Raw genomic sequence first — 25804 nt, 5'->3', positions numbered from 1 at the left:
TCGGAAATCGCTCATACCAGACCACCGCCCTTCATCGGACGCCTCATCTTCAAGCTGCGACCCATCGAGTGGCCGCTGCCGCTGCCGATGCCGATGCCAAACGATTCGCAGGATCAGAACACCCCAGGAATCACCCGATAGCGCACTTTTCCTTTGTACCGACGATAGTTCTCGTCGGAAGACAGAATCCACTCCTCACGCAGGATGCGTCCACCCTGCAAGGCAAACTGAAAGCCGTACACGAGAACGTTCTGCAAACCGAAGTTTGTCAGCAGAAAGCCAATATCCGCAACGAGGTAGCCGAGATACATTGGATGCCGTACGAACCGGTAGGCACCACAGGACACGACACCGCGGTTGGCCGGCAGAATGCCGAACGAGCGCCGCAGCGAGGCCTTTGCAACGAGCTGCCAGCAGATACCGGAAACCTGAAGCGCAGCCCCGACCGATTCCGGTACGAGTCGGGCCCCGGGTCCAAGCTGAACGGCAAGAAAGTAGTACGTGGCACCCATCGAGCACACGAATGCAAACGGCGTCCAGTCACGCATGACCGGAACCCTTGTGAAAAGCGACAGACCCACGGTGAAGCACTCGGCGATCACCAGCAGCAACAGCGTGATACGTCCGGGATCGGCAAGCCAATGCCGGATCGCGAAGTATGCGAACAGGCCCAACAGCAAAGCCGAGCCGACCCGCGCCAATACTTCGAGAAGCGCATCGCCCAAGCGCGGTATCGCCTTGTGCATCATGTATGCGAGGCTCCCGGCTAGAGGTATTACAAGTGCCGCTGTTTCGGCGGTGATCGTGCTCATGTCCTTCTCCGACTGTTCTTATTGGGCCGCAGCATCGAGTGGGCCTGCATCATCGGGCTGGGTGCTGACATATATTCGTCGAGGATCCTCATCAATCCGCACAGATACTTTTTGACGCTTTCCAGTTCTCCGCTATCGAGCGTGCGATCGATAGCGGCCAGATCACGGTTGACCGGTTCAAAGTAAGCATCGATCATCGCCCGCCGGCCTGGAATAAAGCGCAACAGGATGCGCCGCCCGTCGGTCGGATCGGTTTCGCGTTTTATCAGTTCGGCTTTTTCAAGGTTTTTCAGGGAAGTCGTGATCGTGCCAGGCGATAGTCCCGTCAGTTTCGACAGCCGGCCAGGCGTGACCGGCTGCACCTCATCGTAATAAGCGACTTCCAGGCATTTCAGGTCGGTGACGTTCAGTCTCAGTTGCCCCGCAACAAATTGGTTGAAGGCCGCGAGCTTGACACCCAGCATGAACCGGAGCTTGACGACCTCCACGCGTTCATCGGGGGTATGAGTCATGTTTGCACTCCAGTCATCAAAACTGTGATAAGGCCGCACCTGACTCACCGGACAGCGTCGGCAACAGTACGCGTATAACCTGAATGACCGCCGGGCCGAGCAGCACCAGCATCAGCGTCGGAAATATGCAGAACATAAGCGGAAACAATAATTTGACGGCGATTTTCCCGGCTGTCTCCTCGGCGCGAAGCCGTCGCTTGAGCCGCAGATTTTCCGAATGCACGCGCAGCGAATCGCCCATGCTGGTGCCGAAGCGCTCCGCCTGAATCAGCATGGCGACCAGCACGTCCAGGTCTTCCACGCCAGTGCGCAGTGCCAGGTTCTTGAGCGCGGTTTCCTTGCTTAACCCCGCTCTCAACTCGAGCAGCAGCAGTTGCAATTCGTCGCTCAACGTCGGGCTTTTGAGGTGCATTTCATCGGCCACCTTCATCAGCGCCGCGTCCAGCCCCAGACCCGCCTCCACGCACACGGTGAGCAGGTCCAGCGCGTCCGGAAAATCCTCGAAAATAGTCAGTTGGCGCTGGCGCACACGGCGAGCCAGCGCGACATTGGGCAGGTAATAGCCGATACCCGCCAGCACCAGCAGCAGGACCATTAGCAACCTGCCGTTATTGTTCGACAGGTAAGGGCCAACCGCCATCAGGCACGCGAGAGGCAGCCCAATGACCCCAACCGTCTTGGCAGCAAAGAAAACTCCGGGGGCAGACGGACTGCGCCATCCCGCATGAATGAATTTCGTGCGCAACACCGAATGCTCCCAACCTTCTTTGGGAATCGAGAGTTTGGCGATCGGCTGCGAAGCCTGCACAACCTTCCTGACCCATTGGGCGACTTCGCCATCGTCCGGTTCCAACGAGGGCTGGCCGGAACTCGTGAGCTGACCAAGGCGGCGATGGATCGAGTTCGGCATAAGCAGCGCCATCACCCCGAATGCGACAAGGGCGACAATCACAAAAACGATGGCCAGCAGTATGAGTTGTTCATTTTTCATGGTAGGCATGGGATCGACCCATCTCCAAAGAATCAAAGTGACGTGTCTCGATCAAACATGGATGCGAATGACTTTTCTCATCCAGACCACGCCGAGCGCCATCATGACCAGCGCCACGCCGATCAGTTTTATGCCGGCCGGATCGGTCCACAGAACGCGAAGGAAACGCGGATTCACTATCGAAATCAGAAAGGCCATCACGAACGGCAGAACCCCAAGGACCCAGGCCGACAGCCGGCCTTCTGCCGACAGCACCCGGACCTTGGCAAGCAGCGTGAGCCGGCTGCGGATGAGCTGCGCGATATTGACGAGAATTTCGGCCAGGTTGCCGCCACTCTCGCGCTGAATCAGCACCGCAATCACGAAGTAGCGCAGATCGCTGATCGGTACGCGGTTGGCCAGCCCCCCCAACGCGTCGTTGAGCGGCACGCCAAAATTGATTTCGTCGAACGCCGTGCGAAACTCGGCGCCGATCGGCTCGGGCATTTCGTCGCCCACGATGCCGAGAGCCGTCGAGAATGAATGACCGGCCCGCAACGACCGGCTGATCATATCGGCGGCCTCGGGCAATTGCTCCTCGATCAGTCTCAGCCGCTTGCCCTTGGCCCGGCTGACTCTGAGTGGCGCAAAGACGCCCGCGATCAGCATCACCGCCAATAGCGCCATCAACGGCATGTAGATCAAGCTGCCGACCACCCACACCACGAGCGGCGGAAACACGGTGTAAGTAAGAAACTGCGCCACCGACCAGCTCAGTCCCGATTGAACCAGCCAGCGATCAAGCCGTTGAATCCGCGGTACCCGCAGCAGCAGACGGGTCATCAGCGGTGAATTGCTCAACCCGCGCTGCTTGAGAATCGACACCGCCTTGTCATTGGCATGCCCCCCTGCGGACATCATGCGGATGCGGCTTTCGAGGCGTTTGGCGGCGCTGCTGTGCCGGCTCTGCCACCAAATATTGCCGGCCTCGATCAACAAAATGATCGCGAAGAACACCAAAATGATGAAGCCGTAGTAAAGATAATTCATGGCGATGTCCCTCGTGGTGGCGCGGCCGCTCGCCGCAGCCGTTCCGTCCTGCCTGTCGGCTATATCAGCCGCCGTTAGACCGGATAGTGATGTGTCGGGTCATACAACGTATCCGGCACCGGCACGCCAAACGCTTGCAGCCGCTCGGAAAATTTCGGCCGCACGCCCGTCGCGCAAAAGTACCCGCACACCTTGCCGTCCTTATCCACACCGCTACGCTTGAACGTGAAGATTTCCTGCAAATTGATCACCTCGCCTTCCATGCCGGTGATTTCCTGAATGCTGACGATCTTTCTGCGCCCGTCGGTAAGACGCGCCACCTGAATGATGACGCTGATCGCCGAGCTGATCTGGTGGCGCGCGGCCTTGGGCGGCAGATTCAAACCGGCCATGCCGATCATGTTCTCGAGCCGTGTCAGCGCGTCTCGCGGGGTATTGGCATGCACCGTCGCGAGCGAACCCTCATGCCCTGTGTTCATCGCCTGCAGCATGTCCAGCGCTTCGGGGCCCCGCACCTCGCCAAGAATGATCCGGTCGGGCCGCATCCGCAGCGCGTTGCGCACCAGCGAGCGCTGCGTGATTTCCCCCTTGCCTTCGATGTTGGGCGGACGCGTTTCGAGCCGCAGCACGTGTATCTGGCGCAACTGAAGTTCGGCAGCGTCCTCGATCGTCACGATACGTTCGTCGGACGGAATGAACCCCGACAGAACGTTGAGCAATGTCGTCTTGCCGCTGCCCGTGCCGCCCGAAATCAACGTGTTGATCTTGGCGGCGGAAAGCGCTTCCAGCATCTGAACCATCGGTGGCGTGAGGCTCTGATAGTCGACCAGGTCCTTCACTGTCAGCGGATTGACGGCAAAACGGCGAATCGACAGCAGCGGGCCGTCGATCGCCGACGGCGGAATGATCGCATTCATGCGCGAGCCGTCCGGCAGACGTGCGTCCACCATCGGGTTCGATTCGTCAATGCGGCGGCCGACGCGCGACACAATCTTTTCGATGACTTTCATCAAATGCGCGTCGTCATAGAACGTGACATCGGTCAGTTCCAGTTTGCCGCGCCGCTCGATATATACATGCTTGCACGTGTTGACCAGAATGTCGGAGATCGTCGGGTCCGCCAGCAGCGGCTCGAGTGGTCCAAAGCCAAGCATCTCGTCACGCACGTCGCGCACGAGGTGGCGCCGCTCGACCTCGTTGATCGGAATGTTGTCTTCTTCGATGATGCGCTCGACCAGTTGCGCCAGTTCATGCTGAATCTGTTCGTTCGACAGGCGCTGGAGTTTTTCCAGCTCGACGCGGTCGATAATGGCCTCGTGCACGTTTTTCTTGAGTTGCTGGTACGCTCTCTTGGCCATTCTGTTCCGGCTAAGGCTTTGCTCGTGTGCAGACGCATCAACTTGTTCACTAAATTGCTCGCGCAGCGTCAAGATGTTTTCCATTTTTCCTCTCCTCTCTCTCAAGCCCTGCTTAACACCGGCTTACCGAAAAATTTCTGCAGAATGCTGCGACGATCGTTTGCCGGCGGCGGCGACAGGCTTCGCACCAGTTCGCTCAGGCTCTTTGCCACGCCACTCGATTTGGCGAGCCGCAGAATCGGTACACCCTGATTGATTGACGCCGACACCGAAGCACCGTCTTCCGGAATCACACTGGCCACCCTCAGGCCCAGTGCTTTCTCCAGTTCGGGCAACCCCACCGGCCCCTTCTTCTGATAGCGATTGACCAGCACGCGTACCTTGTCACCCCGGTAGCCGAGCGAGCGGAACATATCGAGCAACCGGCGGCCGCCACGCAGATACGGCAAACTCAGTTGCAGCACCGGAAAAATGCACTCGCTCTGGTCGAGTGCCGCAATCGACACGTTGCTGATGCTCTGGCCGATATCGAAAATGATCAGGTCGTATTGACTCCGCACCAGATGCAGAATCCGCTGCAAATGTTCCGGTTTGATTTCCTTTGCCTTGGCCGGATCAGGTGCGCCGGCCAGCACATCGAAACGATCGCTGACGTGAGTCAGGCACGCGTCGAGAAATGCGGGGTCGAGCCGGTCGATCTGGATGCTCACATCGGCCAGCGTGGCGGGCGGCGTGACTTCCGATACCAGAAAGGCCGCCTCACCGAATTGCTGATTCAGATCGATCAGCAGCGTACGCTTGCCGACCGCCGACGCGGCGAACCCCAGATTAGCGGCGAGAAACGAAGTGCCGCTTCCACCTTTGCAGGACACGAAAGAGATCACCCGGCCCTCGCACCGCGTGCCGGTAACTTTTTGCGCGATGCCTTCGACGGCGTGCTGCAGGTCTTTGGGATCAGCCGGCCACGGCTGCACATCGCGCACGCCGGCACGCATCGCACGAATCAGCAGATCGGCGGTCGGCGACGGTGCCAGCAGCATGCAGGCCAGACCCACTCGCTGCGCGGTGAGCGCAGTGAGTGTGCCGAAATCCTCCTGCGTCATCTGCGCGCCATCAATAACCAGCAAATCGACGCCATCGAGCGCCTGCTGATGCGCGCACAGATCGGCCAGCCCGGCGGTCGATGTCCTGACTCGGTGATGGAACTCTCCCGCCGCGACGATCCGTGCGATCGCGCTGGCATGTGCGGGATCCGATGAAATCGTGAGGATGTCGATCATTTCGTTCTTCCCTGTGGATGGGCGGTGTACTAACTGCAAGTGGGATTGGTGCCGTTCACACTATTCAGGCTTTCTCTTGGCAAAGTTGTCGAGAATGGCGGCATCGATATCGAAAGCGGCATAAAGGGCATGACAGTATTGACAGTGACGTTGGTCACGCTGACCGTGACCGCGGTGCATGACGAAGCGTCGCAGCCCGACGGCGCGTAGGCCACGGTGACGTTGGCAGGCTGCAGGATCGGCAGCAACTGCTGCATCTGTGCGATCACCGGATTGCTCGCCGACTGGCTGCTGTTGATGTCGCAGACCACCGCCATCCGGGCGCCAAGCCGGGTCGCTTCCGCAGCGGTGTTCCAGTAAAAGAGCACGCGCCCCATCTCCATGATGCCGATCAGCAACGTGAAAAAGACTATCGATATCAAGGCAAATTCAAGCGCCGCAGCGCCGCGCTGGCGCCGGGCGCCAGGCAAACGATGGATGTTGAACGTTTTCATAGCGTCTGCCTCATCACGCAACTGATATCGCCGAAGATCAGACCGGCCAGATTAAAAAAACCGGTTACCTGCGCGTACGGATAGCCAGTGATCTTCACTTGCACGAGATTGATCGTGTCGCCGGTCGGATCGGTTTGCACGTTCTGGAATTGCCCGGTGCAGCCGCTGGTATTCACCTGATCGCACACCACGACCATGTTCGTCGTCAATCCCTCGACGAGAGGTGAGCCCGAGCAGTCATTCGTGCCGTAAACAGCGAGGCACTGGGCTTGTGCGATCGGGTACGTGGTCGTCGCTGTCGGATCGTATGCAGACAGCAAGCGTGTCGAATCGCGCACCGACTTGACGAGAGTGTTGTACTCATAGAACGCATGACCGAACTCGGCGATGCCAAGCAGCAGAATGATCATCGGGATCGCAAGCAGCGCGAATTCGACGGCCACGACACCGCGCATGCGGCGAACGGATCTGATTCGATGGCGCATGACGGCTCTCCTATTGCACTAGCACCGGCACCATCGGCCCGATGCCAGCCGTCGTGCTGCCTGGGATACCCTGCGACGCACAGGGAGAAGTCGGATCGGTGGCATCGCCGCGATATTCGAGATAGATGGTGCCGTTGAGCGCCTGGTTGATGTTTTTCTCCATCGGGTGAAGCATCAGCACGCAGGCCCAAGACTGAATCGGTGCTTTCTGACTGCCTATCAACGCCGAGCAGTCGACCACGGGGACCAACGCCAGCCGGCGGTCGGCGCCATTGGTGTAATAGCTTGCCGGTTGTGGCCCGGGGTTGGATCCTTTAACGGACAACCCCGATGCCGTATCGCCCTGGTAGGGTTTGTGGCCCGGCCGCCGTTGGTCGCGGAAATCCGGGAAGGCATTCGACGTGAGCGGTGCCCCGCCGTTAAACGGGGTCACGGGCGAGTACGCATAGCCTGTGAAATCGGGCACCGCCGCGGAGGGATCAGGCGGAGAGTTGTATGGATTCTGGTAAATCCCAAAACGGGTATTCCAGGCACCGTCCATGCTCTGAATGTTGCCTGTCGCGCCGACCTTGCTGCCAATCGTGGGTAACGAGCACTGCCCTGCACTCGTCAAGAGTGCCTTGATCTCGGGCACCGTCATGAGACTCCCATCGGGGTTGTAATACTTGACCCACATGAAGTTGCCGGTCAGCTGGTTATTCGAGCCGACCTTGCTGGCCAGCCAGTGGCCCTTCGCGAAGGGGCTTGCGGCCGGCGGCTGGCAAACGGACACCGGTAGCGCACACGTCGTCTGCGACTGCGTGGTCGACGCTACCGCGGTTGCGGCAACGGCTGACGTGCCGAGCGTGGCGCTGATCACCTGCATGAACCAGTTGCTGATGTTGGCGCGGTTGACGGTACAGCGCACAAAACCGATGCTCGGCACATCTGCAGCACTGAACTGGTCTTTGGTCAGATACGGGCCGGTAAACTGCTTGCTGAACGTGACGTTGCTGTTAGTCGTGAGCACCACATTTTCACTCTGCAGCAACACCCGATTTTTCTCGCCAACGGAAATACCCGCAGCCTCGGGCGTCGCCAGCGCCTCCGCCTTCGTGAGATCGCGCGCGGCCGCCAGCGCACAGGCATCGGCGGCGTTCGACAGCTCGCTCTTAGCGGTGTAGAGCTTGCCCAGATCCAACGCGAGACCGGCGAAGGCGATCAGCACCGCGAGCGTCAGTGCGACGACGATCGCCACGACGCCGCGCTCGCCCCGACGAGCCAGACCGCACGCACCAGCTTGCATTACGTGACGCATGACGCCCTCCCCTGCATGTTGTTTTCACTGACCGCCGGCGCTGCCGCTCCCGACGCCGATGACGAATGCATTCGGCGCGGGTGCGGGCTGCTGGAACGATTTCTCGTAGGTGTCCATCGCCGAGACGGCAGACTTGCCGTCGATGCCCGGTGCGGACTGCGCGTGCTCTGCGGCGTGCGGATCGATGATCTGCGCCTGCATGACGGCGCGCTCGGCCTCGCCGAAGTGGGCGTCCCAGATCGGCGTGCTGGTCATGCAGCCGCTGAGGGCGGCGAGCATCGACACGGCGAGCACGGACCGATGCGGGAACACGATGTGTGCGAGTTTCATGAGAGTCTCCTTGACGATGGCATCAGTGTTCGGCGGCCTGGCTGGCCGCAGCGGTCTTTGCGACCTGCTGCGGCTTGTGGCCCTGCATGCTTGCGGCCGCGATCCGGGCGGCAGCGCTTTCAATGCGCGCGGCGCGCTCAGCTTCCTGGTCGCCGGGCGGTTGCGCTGCTGCTGTTGTTGCTGGCGATATCGCCGATGTCGCTGCTGTTGACGGCGCCCCTGCCGACGTCCGGCCCGGCACCGCGGCCTGCGGGTCAGGAAGCGGCAACGCTGTCGCAACGGGTGCGGCGGGCGTTTGTGGCGCCGGTGCGGGCGAGGGCAGCGGTGTCGGCGGGCTCACCGAAGCCGGGGCTGGCATGGGCGAAGTGGCCGGGGGAGCGCCCGCAGGCGCGGCATGCGCTTTCGGGGGGCGGCCTTCCATGGCGCCCGTCGCATAGACATCGACTGCGTTGGGCTGCGAGAAGCTGTCCGTCGGCAGAGGCAGATCGGCGGTCTGCAGCGGCTTGACGAGATGCGGCGTGATGATGAACACGAGCTCCGTCAGGTCCTGCTGGAACGACGTGCTGCGCGCCAGCGCACCGAGCACCGGCACTTCGCCAATGCCGGGAATGGCTTTCAGCGCGCCGGTGACGTTGCTCTTCATCAGTCCGCCGATCGCAAACGACTCGCCGTCGCTCATCTGGACGACAGTGGACGCGCGACGGGTCGTGATCAGTGGCAAGATCGACACACCGCTCACGTTGGACGCGCTAAGCGTGATGCCAGTCGGCGACAGCTCGGACACCTCGGGTGCAACCTTCAGGCTGATACGGCCGTTGGAAAGCACGGTCGGCGTGAACTTCAGGCCGACACCGAATTCTTCTTCCTGGAGCGTGATGCTCGTCACGCCGGTACCGCTGCTCTGCGGCACCGGAATGAAAATCTTGCCGCCGGCGAGGAAGGTGGCCTCCTGGCCGCTGATTGCAACGAGGTTCGGTTCGGCGAGGATCTTGACGAGGTCGTCTGTCTTCTGCGCATCGATAGCGAAGCTAAGCGGGCGGTTGTTCGCCTTGCTGCCCGTAATGACGCTCGTTACGCCGGCCAGCAGATTGCTCACGAGCGCGCCACTCCATGAACCGAAGCCGCCCTGAATGTTGAGCGCCGCGCCCAACTGGTTGATGAGCGTCTTCGACACCTCGGCGACCTTGACTTCGAGCATCACCTGCTGGGGCGCGTCGACCGTCATCATGTTGATCACCTCGGCCGGCTTGCTCGTGCTCGAACTCTGCTGGCTCACGTTGGTCCCGCCGACGCTGCCGGACGCCCCCTGCGATTGCTCGGTGGGCTGCGCGCCTGCAAAGGCCTGCGCGATCTGCATCGCCTGCTGGGCAGCCGGCGAGCTCGACGCGTGCCCCCCGAGCACCAGGTTGCCTGCTGCGGTCGATACCCGGATGCCGCGCTCCTGGGGTAACAGTTGTCCAAGCGATTGCTGCAGTCCGTTCGGATCGATGTTGACGATCACGTCGATGATCTGGCATGAGCCGCTGCGTCCCTGAACGATCATGTTGGTCGTGCCGACCGCCATGCCCACGAGGTAGAGCGTGCGCGGCGACACCAGCGTGGCCTGCACGATCGACGGATTGCCGAGTGTGCGGTTGCGCGCCGGCTCGGCGAGAGGCACGAGCGTCGACTTGCCGATCGGCACGACGACGCTGGTTTCATCATGGATCGCGCCGGTGCAGTTCGGGCCGCGCAGCGGCGCGGCGACTGCGGCTGCCCCACCGGCCGGTATTGGCGCCATGCTGACCATCATCGGCGTCGGCCCGCGGCCTACCGGCAACGGTGCTTTCATTGCGCCTTTCGCGAGAGCCGGGCTCTCGAGCGCCTCCTGTGCTACGCCGTTTTGGGCGGCGAACATTCCGGTGCACAGCGCCGCGGCGAGCACGATACTGCCCGGCGAGCGGCAACGCATCGCGCTGCCGGATGAGAACCCCAGTTTCGTCTTCATTTTTTCATGCCCCCGTTACCCGATATCGGTCAATCGAGACTTCCGTTCTTTGTCTTCGTGGTGCCCGCTGCAGCGGTCCGTCATCGCAGGCACCACAGAGTCCAGCCTAGAAACATTCGACACTGCCCAACACGCCCGACAGCACGCCCACGCAGTCCCGCTTCGCCGCTGGTCGTGCGGCGTAGTGCACGCGTGCCGGACGCGCGGGCAAAGCAGCGGGCGCCGAGGCCGGCACGGCTGGCGTGCCGAGCAGCGTGACCTTCGTGGCGCCGACGGTGGGCAGCGTCGCGGTATCCACCTGGTTGCGCAGCACCAGTGACAGCGTGCCGACACTGCGCGCGAGGTCGAGTTTTTCCGCCTGCTCAGGCGTGACTTCGAGCGTGACCGCATTGACGACTTTCGGTTTTGTTTCGTCACGGCCCACTTCCTGCGCGACAGCCAGCACCAGAATTTTTTCCAGCACGATCTTGGAGATGCTTTCGTCGTTGCCCGATTTGTTCGTGCTGCTTTTGTCTTGCTGGGTGCTGACGATGATGTCGACATAGTTGCCTGGCAGGGCGAAGCCAGCCACGCCGATCACATCGTTGACGCGTACTGTGATTGCGCGGCGGCCTTCTTCGATCACCGCCGATAGCCCGCCCTGTGTGCCTACCGGCGTCAGCTTGCCCTCCAGAATCGGTTCGCCGCGCAGCGCGCTGTTTTTCATCACACGCCCATCGAGTTTCTGCACATCGGTGAACGCACCAGACGGTATGCTGCCCGCCGGCCAGTCGACCATCTTGATGAATTCAGGGTTAAGGCGTTGCCCGAGATTGACGTCAAGGGCAGCGACCGCGACTTTGGTTGTCATCCCCGACGATCGGTCCATCAACCAGCGCGATGCCATCGCGACCGCACCGAGCCCCGCCACTGCAGCGACCAGCAACATCACCAACGCACGTACGTTTTTCATGATGAATCTCCCTGATGCCTGACCTGTTTCCTGACTAGAGTTTCCGGCCGCTTATCCGGTCAATTAACCGGCCGCGAATTTTTTTGCTGCCCACTCCGCGCCGCCCTGCTGCTGTGGCGGCGAGTTATCGTGTTCGCCGACCACCGCGAAGTAACTGTTCCACGCGCGTAGCAGGTTCGGCCCGTCCGCTACGGCTGGCTGTTCGAGGTATCGTGCGTTGGCCAGCACGATGCGCAGCAGATCACCCGGATAACATGCGAGCAGTGGCCGGCCGGACGACATATGCAAGTGATGCACGAGATACTCGAAGGCGTCGTCGTCCGACGCCACGGCGAGTTCTTCACAGCGCTGCTCGTACACGGCGCGATACTCGACGACATCGAGTGGGCCGACATACAGCTTGCAGCCGAGGCGCCGGAAGAACGCTTCATCGCCGAGGTCGGCGGGTGAGAAATTGCTCGAAAACGCAACCCAGACGTCGAAGGGCACTGAGAAGCGCAAACCGGTATGCAGCGTGAGCATGTCGCGTCCACGATCGAATGGCACGATCCAGCGGTTGAGAAGATCAGCCGGCTCCACGCGCTGGCGGCCCAGGTCATCGACAACGTAGAGACCGCCGTTGGCCTTCACGTGCGGGGGTGCCTGGTAAAAACCGCTGGCCGCGTCGTAGCGCAGTTCGAGCATGTCGAGCGTCAGCTCGCCGCCGGAGAGCACGGTGGGCCGCTTGCAAATTTGCCAGCGGGCATCCGAAGGCGCGCTCAACACGCTGTCGGACTGTGTCGAGCTACAGGGTTCGTGAATGAGCGGGTCGAAAATCTGGATGACTTCGTTTTCGACCACGATTGCGTACGGCACGGCCACGTGGCCCGGCAACAGCCGCCCCAATCGTTCGGCCAACGAAGTCTTCCCGCTGCCCGGTGGGCCGAAAAAGATCACCGGCTTGCCGCTGTTGACTGCGCCTCCGATGTCGTCGAGCAGCGTCCCCCTGACAGTCAAGCCAGCAAAGGCAGCCCGCATGCTGGCGCGGGTAGCCTGCATCTGCCGCACCGATTGGCGCTGCAGCATGGCTTCGTATGTGGCGAGCGCCACCGGCGCCGGGCCGACATAGCGGCAACGGGCCATGAACTCGCTTGCGCGCTGACGCCCGCTATCGGTCAACTGCAGGTCGACGTCGATATCGCTTGCGCCGCGCCGTACGATCTCCAGCACTCGTTCGCGCACCGCGAAGGCCACTACGCTGTCGAGCACGCTGGCGCCCAGCTTGAGGCGCTGCATCAGTTGAGACAGCGACACCTTACCCAGGAGGAAGGCAGTCTTGGCTACCAGTTCAAGCAGGAAATTTTGATCCAGACCGGTATCGGCGATCGTGCGTGGCGCACGCGCCAGCAGATGAGTTTCTGCGCCTCCCCCGTTGAGGCGAGCCCGGCTGGCATCCTGCAGGTGACTAATGTCGGCCGGCGCGCCCGGCGCCGTTTTCAACTTGTCGGTCATGTTATTTCCCCGGTTATCCCGTGCCGCGCACGAGCCCTGCTTCTCTTCTTGCTTCTTGCTTCTTGCTTGTCGTTCCTTTCCCCTTCTGCGACGGTGCTTCCGTTACGGGCGAACGCTTGCGTCCTTAGCCATCAGAGCGTGCCGCCTCTAGCCTGGAGAGACATCACACACAGCGTGCCGAGTGCAATCGCGACGCCGTATGGCAGCGATCCTACTGACGCGAACGTAGCGCCTTGGCCTCGCGCCTCCTTGTTGCCTAACCGGGCGGTGCCCGCCAACAGGATCGCCAACATGTTCGCGCCAGTCGCCTTCACTGCACGCTTGAGTACGATCGCCCCGATCGCCCACACGCCGCCCAGAACGCATGTCACCAGCACAATCTCCAGCGCCATGTTCGGTCCGACGAGCGCGCCGACAGCCGCCATCAGCTTCACGTCGCCCGCGCCCATCGCGCGCAGCAGGTACAGCGGCAAGAACAGGGCTCCCCCAGTGAACATTCCGAGCACCCACCGGACGCTACCTTCACCTGCCCCATGCAGATGCCACTGCGTCGCCAGCGCCAACGCGAGCCCTGTCAGCACAAGCCAGTTCGGAATGCGACGGCTGTGTAAATCCCAGCCTGCGGCCACCGCCACCAGTCCCAACAGGCACACACCGACCGGAAATTCGAAGGCGTTCATGGAGTTCCCCGTTTTCGTTTCGCCATGGCAAAACAAGAAGCTGACCCAAAGGAAAGAATGGCCAGCCCTCTCCCCAATTATTGAGGCACTGCGATAGTTCCAAACCAGGTACCAATGTTATTGAAAAACGCATTGAGATTCGTCCCGAGGGCTGTGGCGCCCCCGATAATGGCAACTGCCACCAGCGCGGCGAGCAGGCCATACTCGATCGCCGTCACGCCATCTTCTTCGCGCAAGACGCTGCGAATCAGGTCAAGAGTTTTTTGCATCTGAGCCCCCCGAAAAAAATCTTTCCTCAAGCACACTTCGCCGGTGCGACGCAAGGAGCTGCTCCGAAGGAGACCCGGGCAGCTCCTTTGCCGTCGGTTATGCCGCTGTGCCGGCAGCGGTACCCATTCTGGTGCCGAGATTGTCGAACAGGAGGTTGAGGTTCGTGCCGAGAAGTCCAGCTCCGGTAATAATGGCGACCGCCACCAACGCAGCCAGCAGTCCATATTCAATTGCCGTCACACCATCCTCTTCGCGCGCGAAGTCACGGATCAGGTCGAGAGTCTTTTGCATTTTGAAGCTCCTTGAACAAGAGATTTTTAGTACCCCAAAACATGCCCGCTGCGGGACCGAGCAATCATGAAAGGCTGCTGACCGCGCAGCCAGAATTGGCCTGGCTCACCGGTTCGGTACTGGAGCGCATCGTTTCTGTATCGTGTGCTCCAGCCGTTCCCTCTCCCCAACGCCATCACTGCGGAAACTTCGATAACCGTCGACGCCAGTGATCGCTGTTCCCCGCCGTCGGCACTACCGTCCTTGAAGGTTGGTTATGTGCCGAAGCTTTCCGGCGCCGCGGAATTGATACCCCCGTCAGCAGTTCTACGGCGCCTGAAACCGCGGCGCCCTGTACTGCTCAAGCAGCGCGCCACCGTTGCGAGACAATTAGCGAAAAGAATGCCAGCCCGTCGAAAGGCTTGATGGCATTGGATGTTTCACACAAGCAAAAGACCCGGACGCGCTGCGCCGTCCGGAATGTCTCAGTTTTGGTGAGCCTTTGGCGAAATCGGCCCAAATAGCCGCAAAAGATGCTTCACCGCCACTTACGAAAGATGGCTGGGACCGGGGGTATGTGTTGTAGCGATCAGCGCTAGGTCTGTGCGAATGGACCCTGCCCGCCCTGCCACCCTAACCGCTTGTTTTTCCGAAGAAAAACGGGCTAACTGGCCGCCAGAAAAGGTAAGGAGTCCGGGGTCTGCGATACGGCGACGGCCCGCCGAATAATCGTTTGCTCATCCGCTGAATGTTCGCTCGAACACAGAGCCGAACTATTTTGGTAAGGAGAAACACGGACGACGCGCAGTGCCGGCACTGATCCGGCTACCAAAGGAAACTGACACAACTTGTTACAACGCTGATACGTCAGGTACATCTTTGGTTCTCACGACGCCTGAAATTTTCAGGTGTGGTGAATGGCTCCTCGCGTGTCGTGTTGCCGCTCGCTCAAGTTCGAATGCAACAGCAGCGTCTGAGTGCACAGGGGCCGTAGCTTCGACCGTTTTGGTCGACGGAAACTGCAACCGACGTGGGTTTTTCTGTCTGAGCGCGTACAGCCCTCGATGAATGACTGTTTCTGTTTAAGGTCGATACCCCAAGTCGCCCCTGATCGGGCTGTCGCGTCCCTGCGAAGAATGACAATAAACCGGCTGGGCGCAAAAGACGCGGTGTTTGTTCGTTTCCCGACAAACGGCGTGACGCACTTTCTTTAGACTCCCGGAAAACGCAGTCGCTGGCGCAATCAAATATAGAAACGACCAAATACGGGGAATACTTCCTGGGCGGCAACACGCATTGGCTAAATCGGGAACACCTGACAATTTTTCCCCGAAACGTGCTCGGTCTGTTCGTGGCCGCTGCCATCCCGTCAGGATTGATTGAGGCAATATTCTGGCCGGTCAGCAGCCGATGGCATCGCGGACTCCCTAACAGGTATCTATAGAGATGAAACCAGACCAATGTTTTTACCCCGGCTGTTGCACTTGGTATTTGAAACCGCCAAGATTTTCCCGACGCGCTCGACCTGCTAACAGTCTGTGTCGAAGCGGGTCTCAGCCTCGACGCAGCGTTGATGAAAGTGGCGGGAGAAATCGAACTGCGCAGCCCGGTGGTCGCCAGCGAACTCCAACTGATGCTGCTCGAAATGCGCTCTCTGCATCTTTCCCGCCCTTCTCACCGTCCCGCCGGGGCAAGCGTTTATCTACATCTAAAGGATTCTCCTCCCTGCTATGAGCGGTAGCTAGCAGGTGGTCGAACGGATTGGACTGCCAAGGAAACACGAGACGGCATTGCGTGCGTCGGTCATCGGCCATGCGTTTCGAATCTTATTTACTAGGTATAAACGCGCATTTATCCGCCGGCGAGTCGGGACGTTATCCCTGTATAGAAGCTTTGCGTACCTCGTTGTAGCGGCAGCATCAAGATTCTTTTTTGCTGCGTCCGCAGCGAGTAGCATCGAAGTGCCGGACGTCGTTGCGCAGCCGATTTTCAGGCGGGCAATGAAATAAGCAAGAAGGAACGGGGGAATATCGTGCAAAAATCACCTGACCATGTCCGAACGAGCTCGTGCGTGACGGCCGGCTCAACGCAGTCCACGCCCCAACCCTGGCTCCAGCCGGACACCCAGCGCCGTGTGATCTGCGTTGCTCGCGCACATAACAACGCGCTCCTCGCGGAGATACGCTCGGCCGGCTGGGAAGTCGTCGTGGCGAAAACCGCCGCCGGCGCCGAGGCTGCGACGAAGAAATCAGGCGTCGCCGCAGGTCTCATCGATTTCGACGGTTTCACGCCGCGCGACTTTCCTACCCTCAAGGCATGTCTGAGCCAGACCGCGATCGGCTGGGTGGCAATCGCTGCCGAAAGCCAATCGGCAAGCAAGGCGGTGCGCGAACTGATTCGCAATTATTGTTTCGACTACATCACGCTGCCGCTACCGCCCGGGTGGATTTCGCATACGCTCGGGCACGCGCGAGGCATGGCGGCATTGGATTACGTCGATACGGCCGCCGATATCCCGCTCACGGATGACAGCGCGATGGTGGGCAGCTGCGAAGCCATGCAGCAGCTTTTCAGCACCATCCGCAAGGTCGCCAATACGAACGCGAGCGTGTTCATCTCCGGCCAATCAGGTACGGGCAAAGAGCTCACCGCCCTCGCGATTCACAGGTGCTCGCCGCGCCGCAAAGCGCCTTTCGTTGCGATCAATTGCGGCGCGATTCCGCATCATCTTATGCAGTCTGAACTGTTCGGCTACGAACGTGGCGCGTTCACAGGCGCGGACGCGCGCAGGATTGGCCGCATCGAATCGGCGAACGGGGGCACCCTGTTTCTCGATGAAATTGGCGACATGCCGCCCGAGGCCCAGGCGGGCCTGTTGCGCTTTCTGCAGGAAGGCAAAATTGAACGGCTCGGTGGCAACGAATCGATTCCCGTCGACATACGCATCATTTCAGCGACCCACGTCGACCTCGAAGCCGCGATATGCGCTGGACGCTTTCGCGCCGACCTGTTCCATCGCCTGTGCGTGCTGCGCGTCGACGAACCGCCGCTGAGCGCACGCGGCAAGGACATCGAAGTCCTCGCGCACTACGTCCTGCAGAAATACAAGACCGACAGCACCCACAAGATTCACGGCTTCACGCCATCGGCCATCGACGCCATGCACAACTACCACTGGCCGGGGAATGTGCGCGAGTTGATCAATCGCGTGCGCCATGCGCTAGTCATGGCCGAAGGCAGGCTGCTGACACCCCGTGATCTCGATCTCGAATCGCAGAGGGTAGGAGAAACGGCGACGCTCGACCGTATTCGAGAACAAGCCGAGCGCAGGGCAATCGAAACAGCTTTGCTACGCCACGACTACCGGCTGGGAGAAACGGCGACGGCCCTCGGCATCTCGCGCGTCACGCTGTACCGGATGATGAAGACATATGGAATGCGCGTTGCAACAGGCGCCACGGTAGACGACACGGATACTGAACTGGACGGGGAAACCTCCATCTGACTTGCGACGGCATGGTCGCAAGTTAGGTTTTCTCCGCGCCCGAATCCTGCTGGCGGGGCGCATCCGGCACATGTTGCGGGTCCGGGAAGGCCGTACACCGTAGACATATAAAGAACCCCCCCCCACAAAGGCGGGGCTGATGTTTACATTCTGCGGTTACAAGACCTTAAAACGGTTATCCCGACTAAAAAGTGTTGGTACCACCTACCATGTGAGTGAGTGCAAGGCGTTGAGCGGTGCTGGGATCGACAAGATGTGGGTTACCGACACTAAAGCCGCGCTACCCAGAGCAAACACACACTTGCGACACCGTTCTGTGGGTAGCCATCACAGCGCTTCCAAGGCCTCAGCAGCGGCTAATTTTAAGCAGCGCTTCAGGGCGAAGTCCAGCGCCACCTTTCGAGTCTCCGCCTTTGGAGGTGCAACTACAGCGTGCCGTGCAGCGTCGACATCCCCGACCAAGATAACCTGTACCTGCGCACGTGTGATGGCCGTATACAACAACGTTCGGTCCAGGAGCTTCGAGTCGGTCACCGGGATGATGACGCGGGACCACTGCGAGCCTTGAGCCTTGTGAACGGTCACGGCGTAACCCAATTCAATGTCGTCGAGCATGTCCCGCGTCAGTGCACGACCGACGCCGTCGTCCCACTCAACCCAAGCCAGCACTTGCTCCGGATCGCCGGCCGAGTTCTCAGTTAGCGGCTCGACTTCGACGACTCTACCCAGCGACCCATTTTGCAGTCCCTCGTCCCAGAGGTTCCGCGTGCACAGCACGACATCACCAAGATTGAAGCCACAACGCTCGGGCACCTCAACTTCATCATTCCAGCACATGACCGCCGGTTGGCCGTTGGTGAATCGCTCCTGACACAGTCGATTGAGACTCTTGGTGCCCGCGGGTCCATTGCGCAAGGGGCTCAGCACCTGAGTGGCGTCCGTATCCAAGGCGTACAGATCAACGACCAACTCAGCTATGAGGTGCTGCTCGCACGGAATGAAGGCCACGGGGGCGGTCGCGTTAGCCGCTACGGCGGGCCAGTGGCCGGCACGAACCGCCGACGCCACGGCTGCGATCTCGTCGCCGAAGCGCTTTCCGGTCTTAAGTTCCGCCACAGGAACGCCCTCAACCTGCCTGACGCAGTGCAGAACCAGGCCAGGCCCAACGGGCATCAATTGGTGGTGGTCGCCAACGAGCACGAGACGCACGTGAACCGGCAACGCCTCGCAGAGGCGACTCATGGAGATAATGTCGACCATGCTCGCTTCGTCGATAACGAGCACCGTCGGCCCGTCGAACATCGCGTCGTCTATGGCCTTGAGGAAGCTGGCGATGGTTACGGCGGAACGACCGGTCGCCTCCTTCATCCTCCGGGCTGCCCGCCCAGCGAGGGCAACCTGATAGACCCTCACGCCTGCCTCGTCGAAGAGCCGATAGAGCGCCTTCAGCACCGTGGTCTTCCCAACGCCGGCACCGCCGGTGATGCAGACAAAGGCGTGCGTGGCTGCCAGGCGGATAGAGCTTTGCTGTTCTGGATTCAGCTCGATACCGTCTTGCGCATGGACCCTGGCAATGACGCGGTCGATATCCAGCGGCGTGAGCAATTGCTGGTCTTCGCTCGTCAGGCGCGCTTGAATGGCGATGGCCACCTGACGCTCCATGACCAGGGCACCGAGCGGTTGCAGGCCGTGACCCGTCTGCACAATGCTACCGTTGCTCAACCCTTCGGACACTGCGGCGGCCAGCAGGTCTCGCCAGCGCACGCCTGCGGGCGGCCGCCCGAGGAGAGCGACCACGTGGTCCATAAGGTCCGCCGTGAGCATGACCGTGTGTCCGTTGGCGAACATGCGGTAGCACGCTTCTTCGACTGCGCCGCGCAAACGTCGCTGGTCATCTGCACCAACATCGAATTGCTCTCTAGCTACCCGGTCGACATCCTTCCACCTGCCAGTAAAGGAGAGAAGGCGGTAAGGGTCCTCCTCAAGGCGAGCTTGCGCCTCACCGCCGAAGAACGCCAGCACTTTGCGGCCAATGCCCACGTCGAAGCCCTGCGCTTGCAACCACTGGAGGGTCCGGGACTCGCCGTGCCTAGCCCATGCTTCGATCATGCGCCGTGCCGCATCGTCCGTCAGCACAGCATCGAACGCGGCGGGATCTCCTGCGTCAAGAAGGCAGTATAGTCGCTCCCCGAACCGCTCCCATAGGCGACGAGCCTTGACCGAGCCGAAACCTTCGAACGCGGGGTTATCTGCAATGAAGCTGACGATGTGTTCGCCGGAGGGTCGGGCGAGGTGAGCGACCTCCGCCTCGACCTGCTGTTCGATCAACACGAAGCCATCAACAACCGAGCGTCGCTGGGCCAGTGGCCCCGTCACGCGCCACCACTGACCTCGTTCGACGCAGGTGGCGCCGAGCGCGGCACGAGTGGCTTTCACGACCACGTAGGCGCTCGCGTTCAACACGGCACCCGTCTCGTCGATAGGGGTGCCAGTGAAGATGGCGCCGCCGAATCCTCGGGGGTTCTGGGAGCGCACTCCCGTGACGCGGAGCGTGACGGTTGCTACGTCAGTCACCTGGGCAGCCTCCCGGTCTCGGCCAAGACCTGCTGCAACACGGCGTAGCGCGCAAGCAGGCGCTTGAGCTCGGAGTTCTCGGCACGCAAGCTGGCGTTCTCCCGTTCAAGCCTGGAGATACGTTCGGCGTCCCTGACCTGGCGCTCGGGGTCCGCCTGGCGTACACGGGGGACGGACGGGTCCGTCTCGCTATCGAGGGCGAGCGATGGAAGCACGCCGCGCTGCCGCAACGACGTTTCAAGGGTCTTGAGGGCATCCCGGATGCGAGGGTTTTGTGCGAGAGCCGATTTGGCGAAGCCGCACTCCGCAGCAATCTCTGTTCGTGACAGGACTCCGCGCACCGCCATGTTGCGGAAGTCCTCGTCCGTTTTCGAGGCAACCCAGGCCGCAAACTTGCGGACGTTCTCCTCGGCGATCTGCTGTCCGCTCGCCATCACTTCACCCCTTTGGTTCTGTCGCGCTCGGGCTTGGGCAGCGGGGCATTCAGCATCATCACCGTCACCCCCTTGCGCTCGGCGTTGTGCGCCCAGGTCACGAATTGCTCCAGGAGCAGTTGGTTCTGTTCTTCAAGACGCTCGATTTTGGCCTTGTAGCGTTCGACCTGCTCAAGCGCGGCCCGCACGCGTTCATCCCGAGGCTGACCGCGTTCGCCCTTCCAGGTGCCTCGCAAAGCCTCTTTCCTCAACGAGAACGCGTTGGCTATTTCGGGATATTCCGCGAACGTGAACCGCGAGTATGTGATACCGGTGATCTTCTGGATCGCCTCGATCAAGAGATCCCAGGTCAACTTGCCTTTCCACCCGTCCAGAGTGTCGAGCACAAGCTTGATCCGCTCGTCGGTCAGATCGGGGGCGCGGGTCTTCTTCATGGCAGCAGCTTTTGCCCCTCGGCTTTGAGGAACTTGATGGGTTGCGTGGAGTCGGCGGTAATCAGCGCAGCGTTCTCCAGGTTGAGCCGAATCCGAGATCCTGGTTGTACCGAAGGGTCGTCCACGATGGACAGCAGGGCGTTCACGCGCTCGAGCGTCCTGGATTGATGTTCCACCCACACGTCGGCGCCATACTCCTCGTCGTTCAGCGCTTCCCGTGCCTCCTTCAGAAGGAACTCGGTTTCTTCCCTCAGCAGGCGCAAGTTGGCTTCCTTGTGTGCATCGCCCTTGACGCATTCCTGCTCCTCGCAGTTTATGCAGTCCCGGTACATCTGGCATGGCTCGCTAGCGAAGTTGTGCATGCACCAGCCATATTGCGTTGTGTGGGCGGCGACGATACCAAACCCCTTGAACTCGCTACGCGTTATCAGATCCCGCGTCGCCGCAGGAACGAGGTTGGCGGTAAAGCCAGCCTTCAGGGCCTGGCTGATGGGCGCCTGAACCTCGTCCGAGCTCATGTGGTCATAGGCTCTGTTCTGACGAACGTCCTTACGGCCGGAGAAGATGGCGATCTCTGCGCTGCTAAGACCGCCCAACTGGGCGAGCATGTTCAGGTAATGCCGAAGATTATGGCTCTGGAGCTCGATGGGCGAACCGTTGTCCTCCGTGTAGTTGAAGCGCTCAAAGATCGAAGACCGGCCTTCCCGTGCCCCTAGCTGATTCGTGATGGAGGTGTAGTCGACGCAAGTGAACATGCAAAGGTACGTAGCCCTCTGCGCGTGCATCTCGTTTGTCCGGGTGATGGCCATGGCGTCTTTGCACAGAAGCTCGGGAGCGCCCGGAACGAACGGAAAGGTCTCGGGGAGCATCGCAAGTACCGCGCGCTCAACGTCGTCGAACCGGTAACCGATCTTTCGCCCGGCAAGCTGCACTTTCTCAAGTTTGCTCGTCTCCCTGGCCCACATGGTCGCCGAGCCCGCTGCATTCTCATCGCCCCACAGGATCAGCGCCACTTCTGCAAGCGTAAGCACGTCACGCTCACGCAGGTGTGCTGCGCCCTCGTGAAGGTAAAGCGCGTTCGGATTGTCGGTGTACCAGGCTGCTATCTTTTGGGCGGACGCTGTCACTTTCACTAGGTTGGCGATAGCCTGCCTTGCCACGGGGACCATCTGGGTGGGAAGCCATTTTGTCGTGTCCTCCGCAAGCTTGGACCCCGCCCAGCGGAGGCCAAGCTTTCCGTCGAATCTCCCGTCGCCTTCAACCAGACAGTTGCGCATCAGTCTGAGCACCTCGTTGATTCGCTCCGGCGCGCAGAGCATCACCGCCATGTAGCTCGACACCAGCACGTCCGACGGTTGAACGGCCTCCTGGAAGACGCCGGCGAGCGCGCGGAGCACTGCTGCGGAGGGCAATTTATCCTGGCGCGCGTCGAGAGCCTCTTTGGAGATTCGCGAGCCGAGCTCCCGAGGTTTTTTCATCCCATGGACCCATGCCCGTCGAAGCGAGATGAAGCCTTTCGAATTCATGAATTCCGCAATCAGTTCCAGTTGGCCGGCAATCCGGTAAGCCACCGGGGCTGAAACCTGCTTTCTGGCTAACTCGACCGCAGTGTCTAGCACCTCAACGTTGACCGCCGTCGGCCGCGACGCCTTGTTCCATTCGCGCAGGGCCGCCTCGAGGCAGCGAAACGCGGAAAGTCGCACGGCTTGCGAAACCACGGGGCGCTTGTCGTGCAGATAGACAAGTGCAGCTTTCGCGAAGTCGAGGAACGGCTGAGGCATGCACGGCTCAGAAGCGGCTTCGCTGGCAGCCTCCAGTGAGCTGAAGACCGCTCGGTGGATCTTATTCTGACCCTTCAGGCGCCCGATATCCCAGACGTTCAGATCGAACTGTCCGCGAGCACCCAGCACCTCGGATTGCTTGCAGAGTTCGATGAAGGCTTCCAGGTTCGCCTGCGGCTCCAGCTCTCCGCGGGGGGTGAAGTGAAGGACGGGGGCGTTCATGCAGTCACCCCCGATCTGCGCTGTTCATTGGCCTGGCCGCATTCCGCAATGACCTCTTGCACCGCCCGGATGGCGTCATCGTTGATTGCCGCCAGTCGCTCGTCGCTTTCCCAGCGTTTGCGTTCATCTTGCAGTCGCCGGAGCACCTTTTCATGGGGTGCATCAAGCCAGGGCTCGAACTTGAAACATGTGTAGCAAGCGGTCGGACGGTCGAACCCGCATCCTTGACCCTTGCAGCCGCAACTCCCGACAGGCGTCTTGGAGACCCGGAAGTCAATGATGCGGCTCCCCGGAGCGCCCTTGTGCGTTGAGTGTTCCTCGTCCTCAACCAGGCGCCCCCTGAAGGCTTGTGCCAAGGGTGCCAGTTGAGAGTCCATCGCTTTATGGATGTTTTCAACGATTTTGGGCGAGGCCTCAAAGTAGACATCTACATGCTGAAGATCCACGTGACCCAGGCGGTCGGCGATGACAGCTTTGCTGGCGCCTTCCTCCGCAAGTCGCGTCCCGAACGTGTAACGAAATCGGCTTGGCGTCACCGGAATGGGCTTGAATGCGAGGCGCTCGGTTGGGGGGGCAAGCGAATCCATAAACTCTCTAAAAATCCGGGAGAGGTGATCTCTGATGCAGTGACCAAAGAACAAATCCTCCTCGGATCGCGTCCTCGCCCTTGGACCTTGGCTCATCACCACGGTCTCTGGAAATAGCGGCGCGTCGTCATCATGGCCTTGCGACCTCAATTCCTCAATGTACTCGAGCACAAGCCGGCCGGTCTGGGGACTGAGATCAAACTCTTTGAAAGAAACGCGAGAGTGCACCTCCCGCGTTTTGGCTTGTGGAAGACTGAGCACAAAGGAGCCATCGCGCGCCGTCAGGTCCAACACCTTGAGGGAGGCATATTGGGAAATTCGCCCGCCGCACGCAAACAGCAACCGCGTCAGGACAGCGATCCATCGCGGCACTTCGCCCGCACCGTACGCCGCATCGACTGCCTTGTAGAGCGTCGAGTATTCCGCTTCGCTGAATGGACCCTCCTCAGGGTCGCGGGTGCGTACGGCAGCCCCTTTTTCATTGCCCGGTTTCCGCCGCTCACGCAGGTACTGTGTGCAATCCGGCTCGACGCCGCTGAGACCGAGGGCTTCCCACTTCTGAAGCAGCACATTCAAGGTGCCCACGCGCCATTTTTCATGATCCTTGAGTCGAGCAGCGTAGTTCGAAACTTCTTCAGCCGTAACGGAGACTAGCGGCGTGGATTTCACCCGAAGGGCAAGGAAGTGCACGAACACATTGAACAGGTTGGTGACGTGGGATGCCGAATTGCGCTTCGCGAACACCAACAGCGAATGCTTAAGCGAATCACAAGGAAACACTGCGGACACTGTCAGTTTGCGAAAGTCCAAATGTAAGCGGAACGGTCCATCAGTCCAATGCCAGATGTCTTCGTTCGGTCGAAACGCGATACCGCTTCTCGTGAATGCAGTCTCAGGCAGGCGGAGCACGAGTCCTGGCGACGTGTCCTTACTTGTCGCGATCGAGCTTGTCATCGAGTCGTTCCTGAAGTTTCAAAGAAATCTCACGTCCCTTTTTGGCGGTATGTCTACGTGTGTAGATAGCCGCCATTTTCGAGTTGTCGCTCCAGCCTTGCTGGCTGTTACGGGCCTTCTCTTCGACTGCGTCAGTAAGGCCCATCGTTTCAGCCTGCTCCGAGAAACGCTCGTTCCATGTATGTCGCATCACATGGCTCGTCAGCGTTACCGGCAATCCAGGGCAGGCCTCACGCAATTGCGCGAAGATCTTGTCGATGCTCGCCTGGGATAGCGGCGCCCCTTCGTCAGAAACGATGACCTGCGGAATAGCGCGCGCTGCCTTGATTTTTCGGCGCACCTTGTTGATATAGCTCCACAGCTTCCTCATGATGGCGGGCGTGAGCTCAATCTCCCGGTCATATGTCTTCGTGTTCGGTTGAATACGGCGTGGATCTTCCACCGCATCGGCCCGCCGGATGATGAGCAGCTTCGGTTGGCTCGGATGCAGGTCTCCGATCTGCAAGCCAAGCAGTTCGCCACGTCGCATCCCAGTGGCCAGCAGGAGGACAACAATGAGCCAGTTACGTTGGCGAACGAAGCCTCGGTCCCAAGGGTTGTCTGGCGAATCAGGATGCACCACGCTGACGAGCCGATCTTCTTCCTCTTGGCTCAGACCTACGCGTGAGTTAAGTTTGGCGCGTCTCGACACCGGGGGAACGTGTTCCCGAAACGCGGTCAGCGCCTGCTCACTCTCCGCCTTGAGTTCCCGTTTTGCCTCTTTTGGAAGGGTGGAACCGACGTAGTCAGATATGAAGGCGAGGAAGTCGGCTATGTATCGGAGCCGGGACGCTTGAGTTCCAACATCCACCGGCTGACGTTCGCTGACACCGCTCTTCCGACGCAGGCCCATTCGTGCAATGTGAATGACGTTGGACTTGCTTTCATCCTGCGCATCCGCATCGAGGTCTTGAACTCGATACTGGGCTGCTGACGCCAACCGGTTAAGTTCCGCGACACTGAGAAATCGCCCCTCTGCCAACCGGTCGAGCAGATTGACCTTGGCCACGTCCAGCTCCCGGTAAAGGAGAGCAAG

Annotated in this window: 23 protein-coding genes and 1 pseudogene; 2 read left to right on the top strand and 22 right to left on the bottom strand. The window is 60.4% G+C overall.

Annotated features, from left to right (window positions below):
• Positions 1 to 113 precede the first annotated feature (113 nt).
• The 16 genes from GNZ13_RS37460 to GNZ13_RS37385 all read right to left on the bottom strand — a co-directional run bounded on the left by GNZ13_RS37460 (position 114) and on the right by GNZ13_RS37385 (position 14259).
• Positions 114 to 749 carry a methyltransferase family protein gene (locus tag GNZ13_RS37460; protein ID WP_407945685.1) on the bottom strand — a complete coding sequence of 212 codons (636 nt, stop codon included), beginning with the start codon at positions 747 to 749 and terminating at the stop codon, positions 114 to 116.
• Between the two features lie 59 nt (positions 750 to 808).
• Positions 809 to 1324, bottom strand: a complete 516-nt coding sequence (locus GNZ13_RS37455; protein WP_172174312.1) for a MarR family winged helix-turn-helix transcriptional regulator — start codon at positions 1322 to 1324, stop codon at positions 809 to 811.
• A gap of 16 nt (positions 1325 to 1340) precedes the next feature.
• Positions 1341 to 2324 (bottom strand): type II secretion system F family protein, encoded by a 984-nt coding sequence (locus GNZ13_RS37450; protein ID WP_172174668.1) that lies wholly within the window; start codon positions 2322 to 2324, stop codon positions 1341 to 1343.
• Positions 2325 to 2366: 42 nt separating this feature from the next.
• Positions 2367 to 3344 carry a type II secretion system F family protein gene (locus tag GNZ13_RS37445; protein WP_172174309.1) on the bottom strand — a complete coding sequence of 326 codons (978 nt, stop codon included), beginning with the start codon at positions 3342 to 3344 and terminating at the stop codon, positions 2367 to 2369.
• 74 nt (positions 3345 to 3418) lie between these two features.
• The gene (locus GNZ13_RS37440; RefSeq protein ID WP_407945684.1) at positions 3419 to 4774 is read right to left on the bottom strand and encodes a CpaF family protein; all 1356 of its coding nucleotides are present in this window, start codon (positions 4772 to 4774) and stop codon (positions 3419 to 3421) included.
• A gap of 29 nt (positions 4775 to 4803) precedes the next feature.
• Complete coding sequence (locus GNZ13_RS37435) at positions 4804 to 5982, bottom strand: AAA family ATPase (RefSeq protein ID WP_172174303.1); 1179 nt, start codon at positions 5980 to 5982, stop codon at positions 4804 to 4806.
• Positions 5983 to 6011: 29 nt separating this feature from the next.
• Complete coding sequence (locus GNZ13_RS37430; protein ID WP_172174300.1) at positions 6012 to 6476, bottom strand: TadE/TadG family type IV pilus assembly protein; 465 nt, start codon at positions 6474 to 6476, stop codon at positions 6012 to 6014.
• Positions 6473 to 6961, bottom strand: coding sequence for a TadE/TadG family type IV pilus assembly protein (locus GNZ13_RS37425; RefSeq protein ID WP_172174297.1), 489 nt, complete (start codon positions 6959 to 6961; stop codon positions 6473 to 6475). The genes GNZ13_RS37430 and GNZ13_RS37425 overlap by 4 nt, the downstream gene beginning before the upstream one ends.
• 10 nt (positions 6962 to 6971) lie before the next feature.
• Positions 6972 to 8258 carry a pilus assembly protein TadG-related protein gene (locus GNZ13_RS37420; RefSeq protein ID WP_172174294.1) on the bottom strand — a complete coding sequence of 429 codons (1287 nt, stop codon included), beginning with the start codon at positions 8256 to 8258 and terminating at the stop codon, positions 6972 to 6974.
• Between the two features lie 24 nt (positions 8259 to 8282).
• Positions 8283 to 8588, bottom strand: a complete 306-nt coding sequence (locus tag GNZ13_RS37415; protein WP_172174291.1) for a hypothetical protein — start codon at positions 8586 to 8588, stop codon at positions 8283 to 8285.
• A 22-nt stretch (positions 8589 to 8610) separates the two neighbouring features.
• Entirely contained in the window at positions 8611 to 10575 is a 1965-nt protein-coding gene (locus GNZ13_RS37410) for a type II and III secretion system protein family protein (protein ID WP_172174288.1), read from the bottom strand.
• Between the two features lie 106 nt (positions 10576 to 10681).
• Positions 10682 to 11527: a Flp pilus assembly protein CpaB gene (gene cpaB / locus GNZ13_RS37405; protein ID WP_172174285.1), complete on the bottom strand. Its 846-nt coding sequence runs from the start codon at positions 11525 to 11527 to the stop codon at positions 10682 to 10684.
• A gap of 63 nt (positions 11528 to 11590) precedes the next feature.
• Positions 11591 to 13018 (bottom strand): ATP-binding protein, encoded by a 1428-nt coding sequence (locus tag GNZ13_RS37400; protein WP_172174282.1) that lies wholly within the window; start codon positions 13016 to 13018, stop codon positions 11591 to 11593.
• Between the two features lie 131 nt (positions 13019 to 13149).
• Positions 13150 to 13698 (bottom strand): A24 family peptidase, encoded by a 549-nt coding sequence (locus GNZ13_RS37395; protein ID WP_172174279.1) that lies wholly within the window; start codon positions 13696 to 13698, stop codon positions 13150 to 13152.
• A 77-nt stretch (positions 13699 to 13775) separates the two neighbouring features.
• Complete coding sequence (locus GNZ13_RS37390) at positions 13776 to 13967, bottom strand: Flp family type IVb pilin (protein ID WP_172174276.1); 192 nt, start codon at positions 13965 to 13967, stop codon at positions 13776 to 13778.
• Between the two features lie 97 nt (positions 13968 to 14064).
• Positions 14065 to 14259 (bottom strand): Flp family type IVb pilin, encoded by a 195-nt coding sequence (locus tag GNZ13_RS37385; protein ID WP_172174273.1) that lies wholly within the window; start codon positions 14257 to 14259, stop codon positions 14065 to 14067.
• A 1480-nt stretch (positions 14260 to 15739) separates the two neighbouring features.
• On the opposite strand from GNZ13_RS37385, the pseudogene GNZ13_RS37380 reads away from it, so the two are divergent.
• A pseudogene (locus tag GNZ13_RS37380) lies at positions 15740 to 15892 on the top strand (type II secretion system F family protein); the annotation flags it as partial.
• 417 nt (positions 15893 to 16309) lie between these two features.
• Complete coding sequence (locus GNZ13_RS37375) at positions 16310 to 17743, top strand: sigma-54 dependent transcriptional regulator (protein WP_172174270.1); 1434 nt, start codon at positions 16310 to 16312, stop codon at positions 17741 to 17743.
• 327 nt (positions 17744 to 18070) lie between these two features.
• Here GNZ13_RS37375 and GNZ13_RS37370 read toward each other — a convergent pair whose 3' ends face one another.
• The 6 genes from GNZ13_RS37370 to GNZ13_RS37345 are packed head-to-tail and all read right to left on the bottom strand — an operon-like array spanning position 18071 to position 25777.
• Positions 18071 to 20317, bottom strand: coding sequence for an ATP-dependent DNA helicase (locus tag GNZ13_RS37370; RefSeq protein ID WP_172174267.1), 2247 nt, complete (start codon positions 20315 to 20317; stop codon positions 18071 to 18073).
• Positions 20314 to 20751, bottom strand: coding sequence for a VPA1267 family protein (locus tag GNZ13_RS37365; RefSeq protein ID WP_172174264.1), 438 nt, complete (start codon positions 20749 to 20751; stop codon positions 20314 to 20316). The genes GNZ13_RS37370 and GNZ13_RS37365 overlap by 4 nt, the downstream gene beginning before the upstream one ends.
• Positions 20751 to 21185, bottom strand: coding sequence for a hypothetical protein (locus tag GNZ13_RS37360; RefSeq protein WP_172174261.1), 435 nt, complete (start codon positions 21183 to 21185; stop codon positions 20751 to 20753). Before GNZ13_RS37360 ends, GNZ13_RS37365 begins: the two co-directional genes overlap by 1 nt.
• Complete coding sequence (locus tag GNZ13_RS37355) at positions 21182 to 23188, bottom strand: integrase (protein WP_172174258.1); 2007 nt, start codon at positions 23186 to 23188, stop codon at positions 21182 to 21184. Before GNZ13_RS37355 ends, GNZ13_RS37360 begins: the two co-directional genes overlap by 4 nt.
• The gene (locus GNZ13_RS37350) at positions 23185 to 24729 is read right to left on the bottom strand and encodes a site-specific integrase (protein ID WP_172174255.1); all 1545 of its coding nucleotides are present in this window, start codon (positions 24727 to 24729) and stop codon (positions 23185 to 23187) included. The genes GNZ13_RS37355 and GNZ13_RS37350 overlap by 4 nt, the downstream gene beginning before the upstream one ends.
• Positions 24704 to 25777, bottom strand: a complete 1074-nt coding sequence (locus GNZ13_RS37345) for a tyrosine-type recombinase/integrase (RefSeq protein ID WP_328807355.1) — start codon at positions 25775 to 25777, stop codon at positions 24704 to 24706. The genes GNZ13_RS37350 and GNZ13_RS37345 overlap by 26 nt, the downstream gene beginning before the upstream one ends.
• Positions 25778 to 25804: the final 27 nt, after the last annotated feature.

It is taken from the genome of Paraburkholderia elongata (assembly GCF_013177735.1).
GTDB classification, from domain to species: domain Bacteria; phylum Pseudomonadota; class Gammaproteobacteria; order Burkholderiales; family Burkholderiaceae; genus Paraburkholderia; species Paraburkholderia elongata.
Note: the sequence above shows the minus strand (reverse complement) of the source record. Positions and strands in the feature narration are given on the sequence as shown.

Excerpts from the sequence above, each read along its gene's own strand:
- GNZ13_RS37460 (WP_407945685.1), bottom strand. The coding sequence starts at position 749 with ATGATGCACAAGGCGATACCGCGCTTGGGCGATGCGCTTCTCGAAGTA.
- GNZ13_RS37455 (WP_172174312.1), bottom strand. The coding sequence starts at position 1,324 with ATGACTCATACCCCCGATGAACGCGTGGAGGTCGTCAAGCTCCGGTTC.
- GNZ13_RS37450 (WP_172174668.1), bottom strand. The coding sequence starts at position 2,324 with ATGCCTACCATGAAAAATGAACAACTCATACTGCTGGCCATCGTTTTT.
- GNZ13_RS37445 (WP_172174309.1), bottom strand. The coding sequence starts at position 3,344 with ATGAATTATCTTTACTACGGCTTCATCATTTTGGTGTTCTTCGCGATC.
- GNZ13_RS37435 (WP_172174303.1), bottom strand. The coding sequence starts at position 5,982 with ATGATCGACATCCTCACGATTTCATCGGATCCCGCACATGCCAGCGCG.
- GNZ13_RS37430 (WP_172174300.1), bottom strand. The coding sequence starts at position 6,476 with ATGAAAACGTTCAACATCCATCGTTTGCCTGGCGCCCGGCGCCAGCGC.
- GNZ13_RS37425 (WP_172174297.1), bottom strand. The coding sequence starts at position 6,961 with ATGCGCCATCGAATCAGATCCGTTCGCCGCATGCGCGGTGTCGTGGCC.
- GNZ13_RS37420 (WP_172174294.1), bottom strand. The coding sequence starts at position 8,258 with ATGCGTCACGTAATGCAAGCTGGTGCGTGCGGTCTGGCTCGTCGGGGC.
- GNZ13_RS37415 (WP_172174291.1), bottom strand. The coding sequence starts at position 8,588 with ATGAAACTCGCACACATCGTGTTCCCGCATCGGTCCGTGCTCGCCGTG.
- GNZ13_RS37410 (WP_172174288.1), bottom strand. The coding sequence starts at position 10,575 with ATGAAGACGAAACTGGGGTTCTCATCCGGCAGCGCGATGCGTTGCCGC.
- cpaB (WP_172174285.1), bottom strand. The coding sequence starts at position 11,527 with ATGAAAAACGTACGTGCGTTGGTGATGTTGCTGGTCGCTGCAGTGGCG.
- GNZ13_RS37400 (WP_172174282.1), bottom strand. The coding sequence starts at position 13,018 with ATGACCGACAAGTTGAAAACGGCGCCGGGCGCGCCGGCCGACATTAGT.
- GNZ13_RS37395 (WP_172174279.1), bottom strand. The coding sequence starts at position 13,698 with ATGAACGCCTTCGAATTTCCGGTCGGTGTGTGCCTGTTGGGACTGGTG.
- GNZ13_RS37390 (WP_172174276.1), bottom strand. The coding sequence starts at position 13,967 with ATGCAAAAAACTCTTGACCTGATTCGCAGCGTCTTGCGCGAAGAAGAT.
- GNZ13_RS37385 (WP_172174273.1), bottom strand. The coding sequence starts at position 14,259 with ATGCAAAAGACTCTCGACCTGATCCGTGACTTCGCGCGCGAAGAGGAT.
- GNZ13_RS37365 (WP_172174264.1), bottom strand. The coding sequence starts at position 20,751 with ATGGCGAGCGGACAGCAGATCGCCGAGGAGAACGTCCGCAAGTTTGCG.
- GNZ13_RS37360 (WP_172174261.1), bottom strand. The coding sequence starts at position 21,185 with ATGAAGAAGACCCGCGCCCCCGATCTGACCGACGAGCGGATCAAGCTT.
- GNZ13_RS37355 (WP_172174258.1), bottom strand. The coding sequence starts at position 23,188 with ATGAACGCCCCCGTCCTTCACTTCACCCCCCGCGGAGAGCTGGAGCCG.
- GNZ13_RS37350 (WP_172174255.1), bottom strand. The coding sequence starts at position 24,729 with ATGACAAGCTCGATCGCGACAAGTAAGGACACGTCGCCAGGACTCGTG.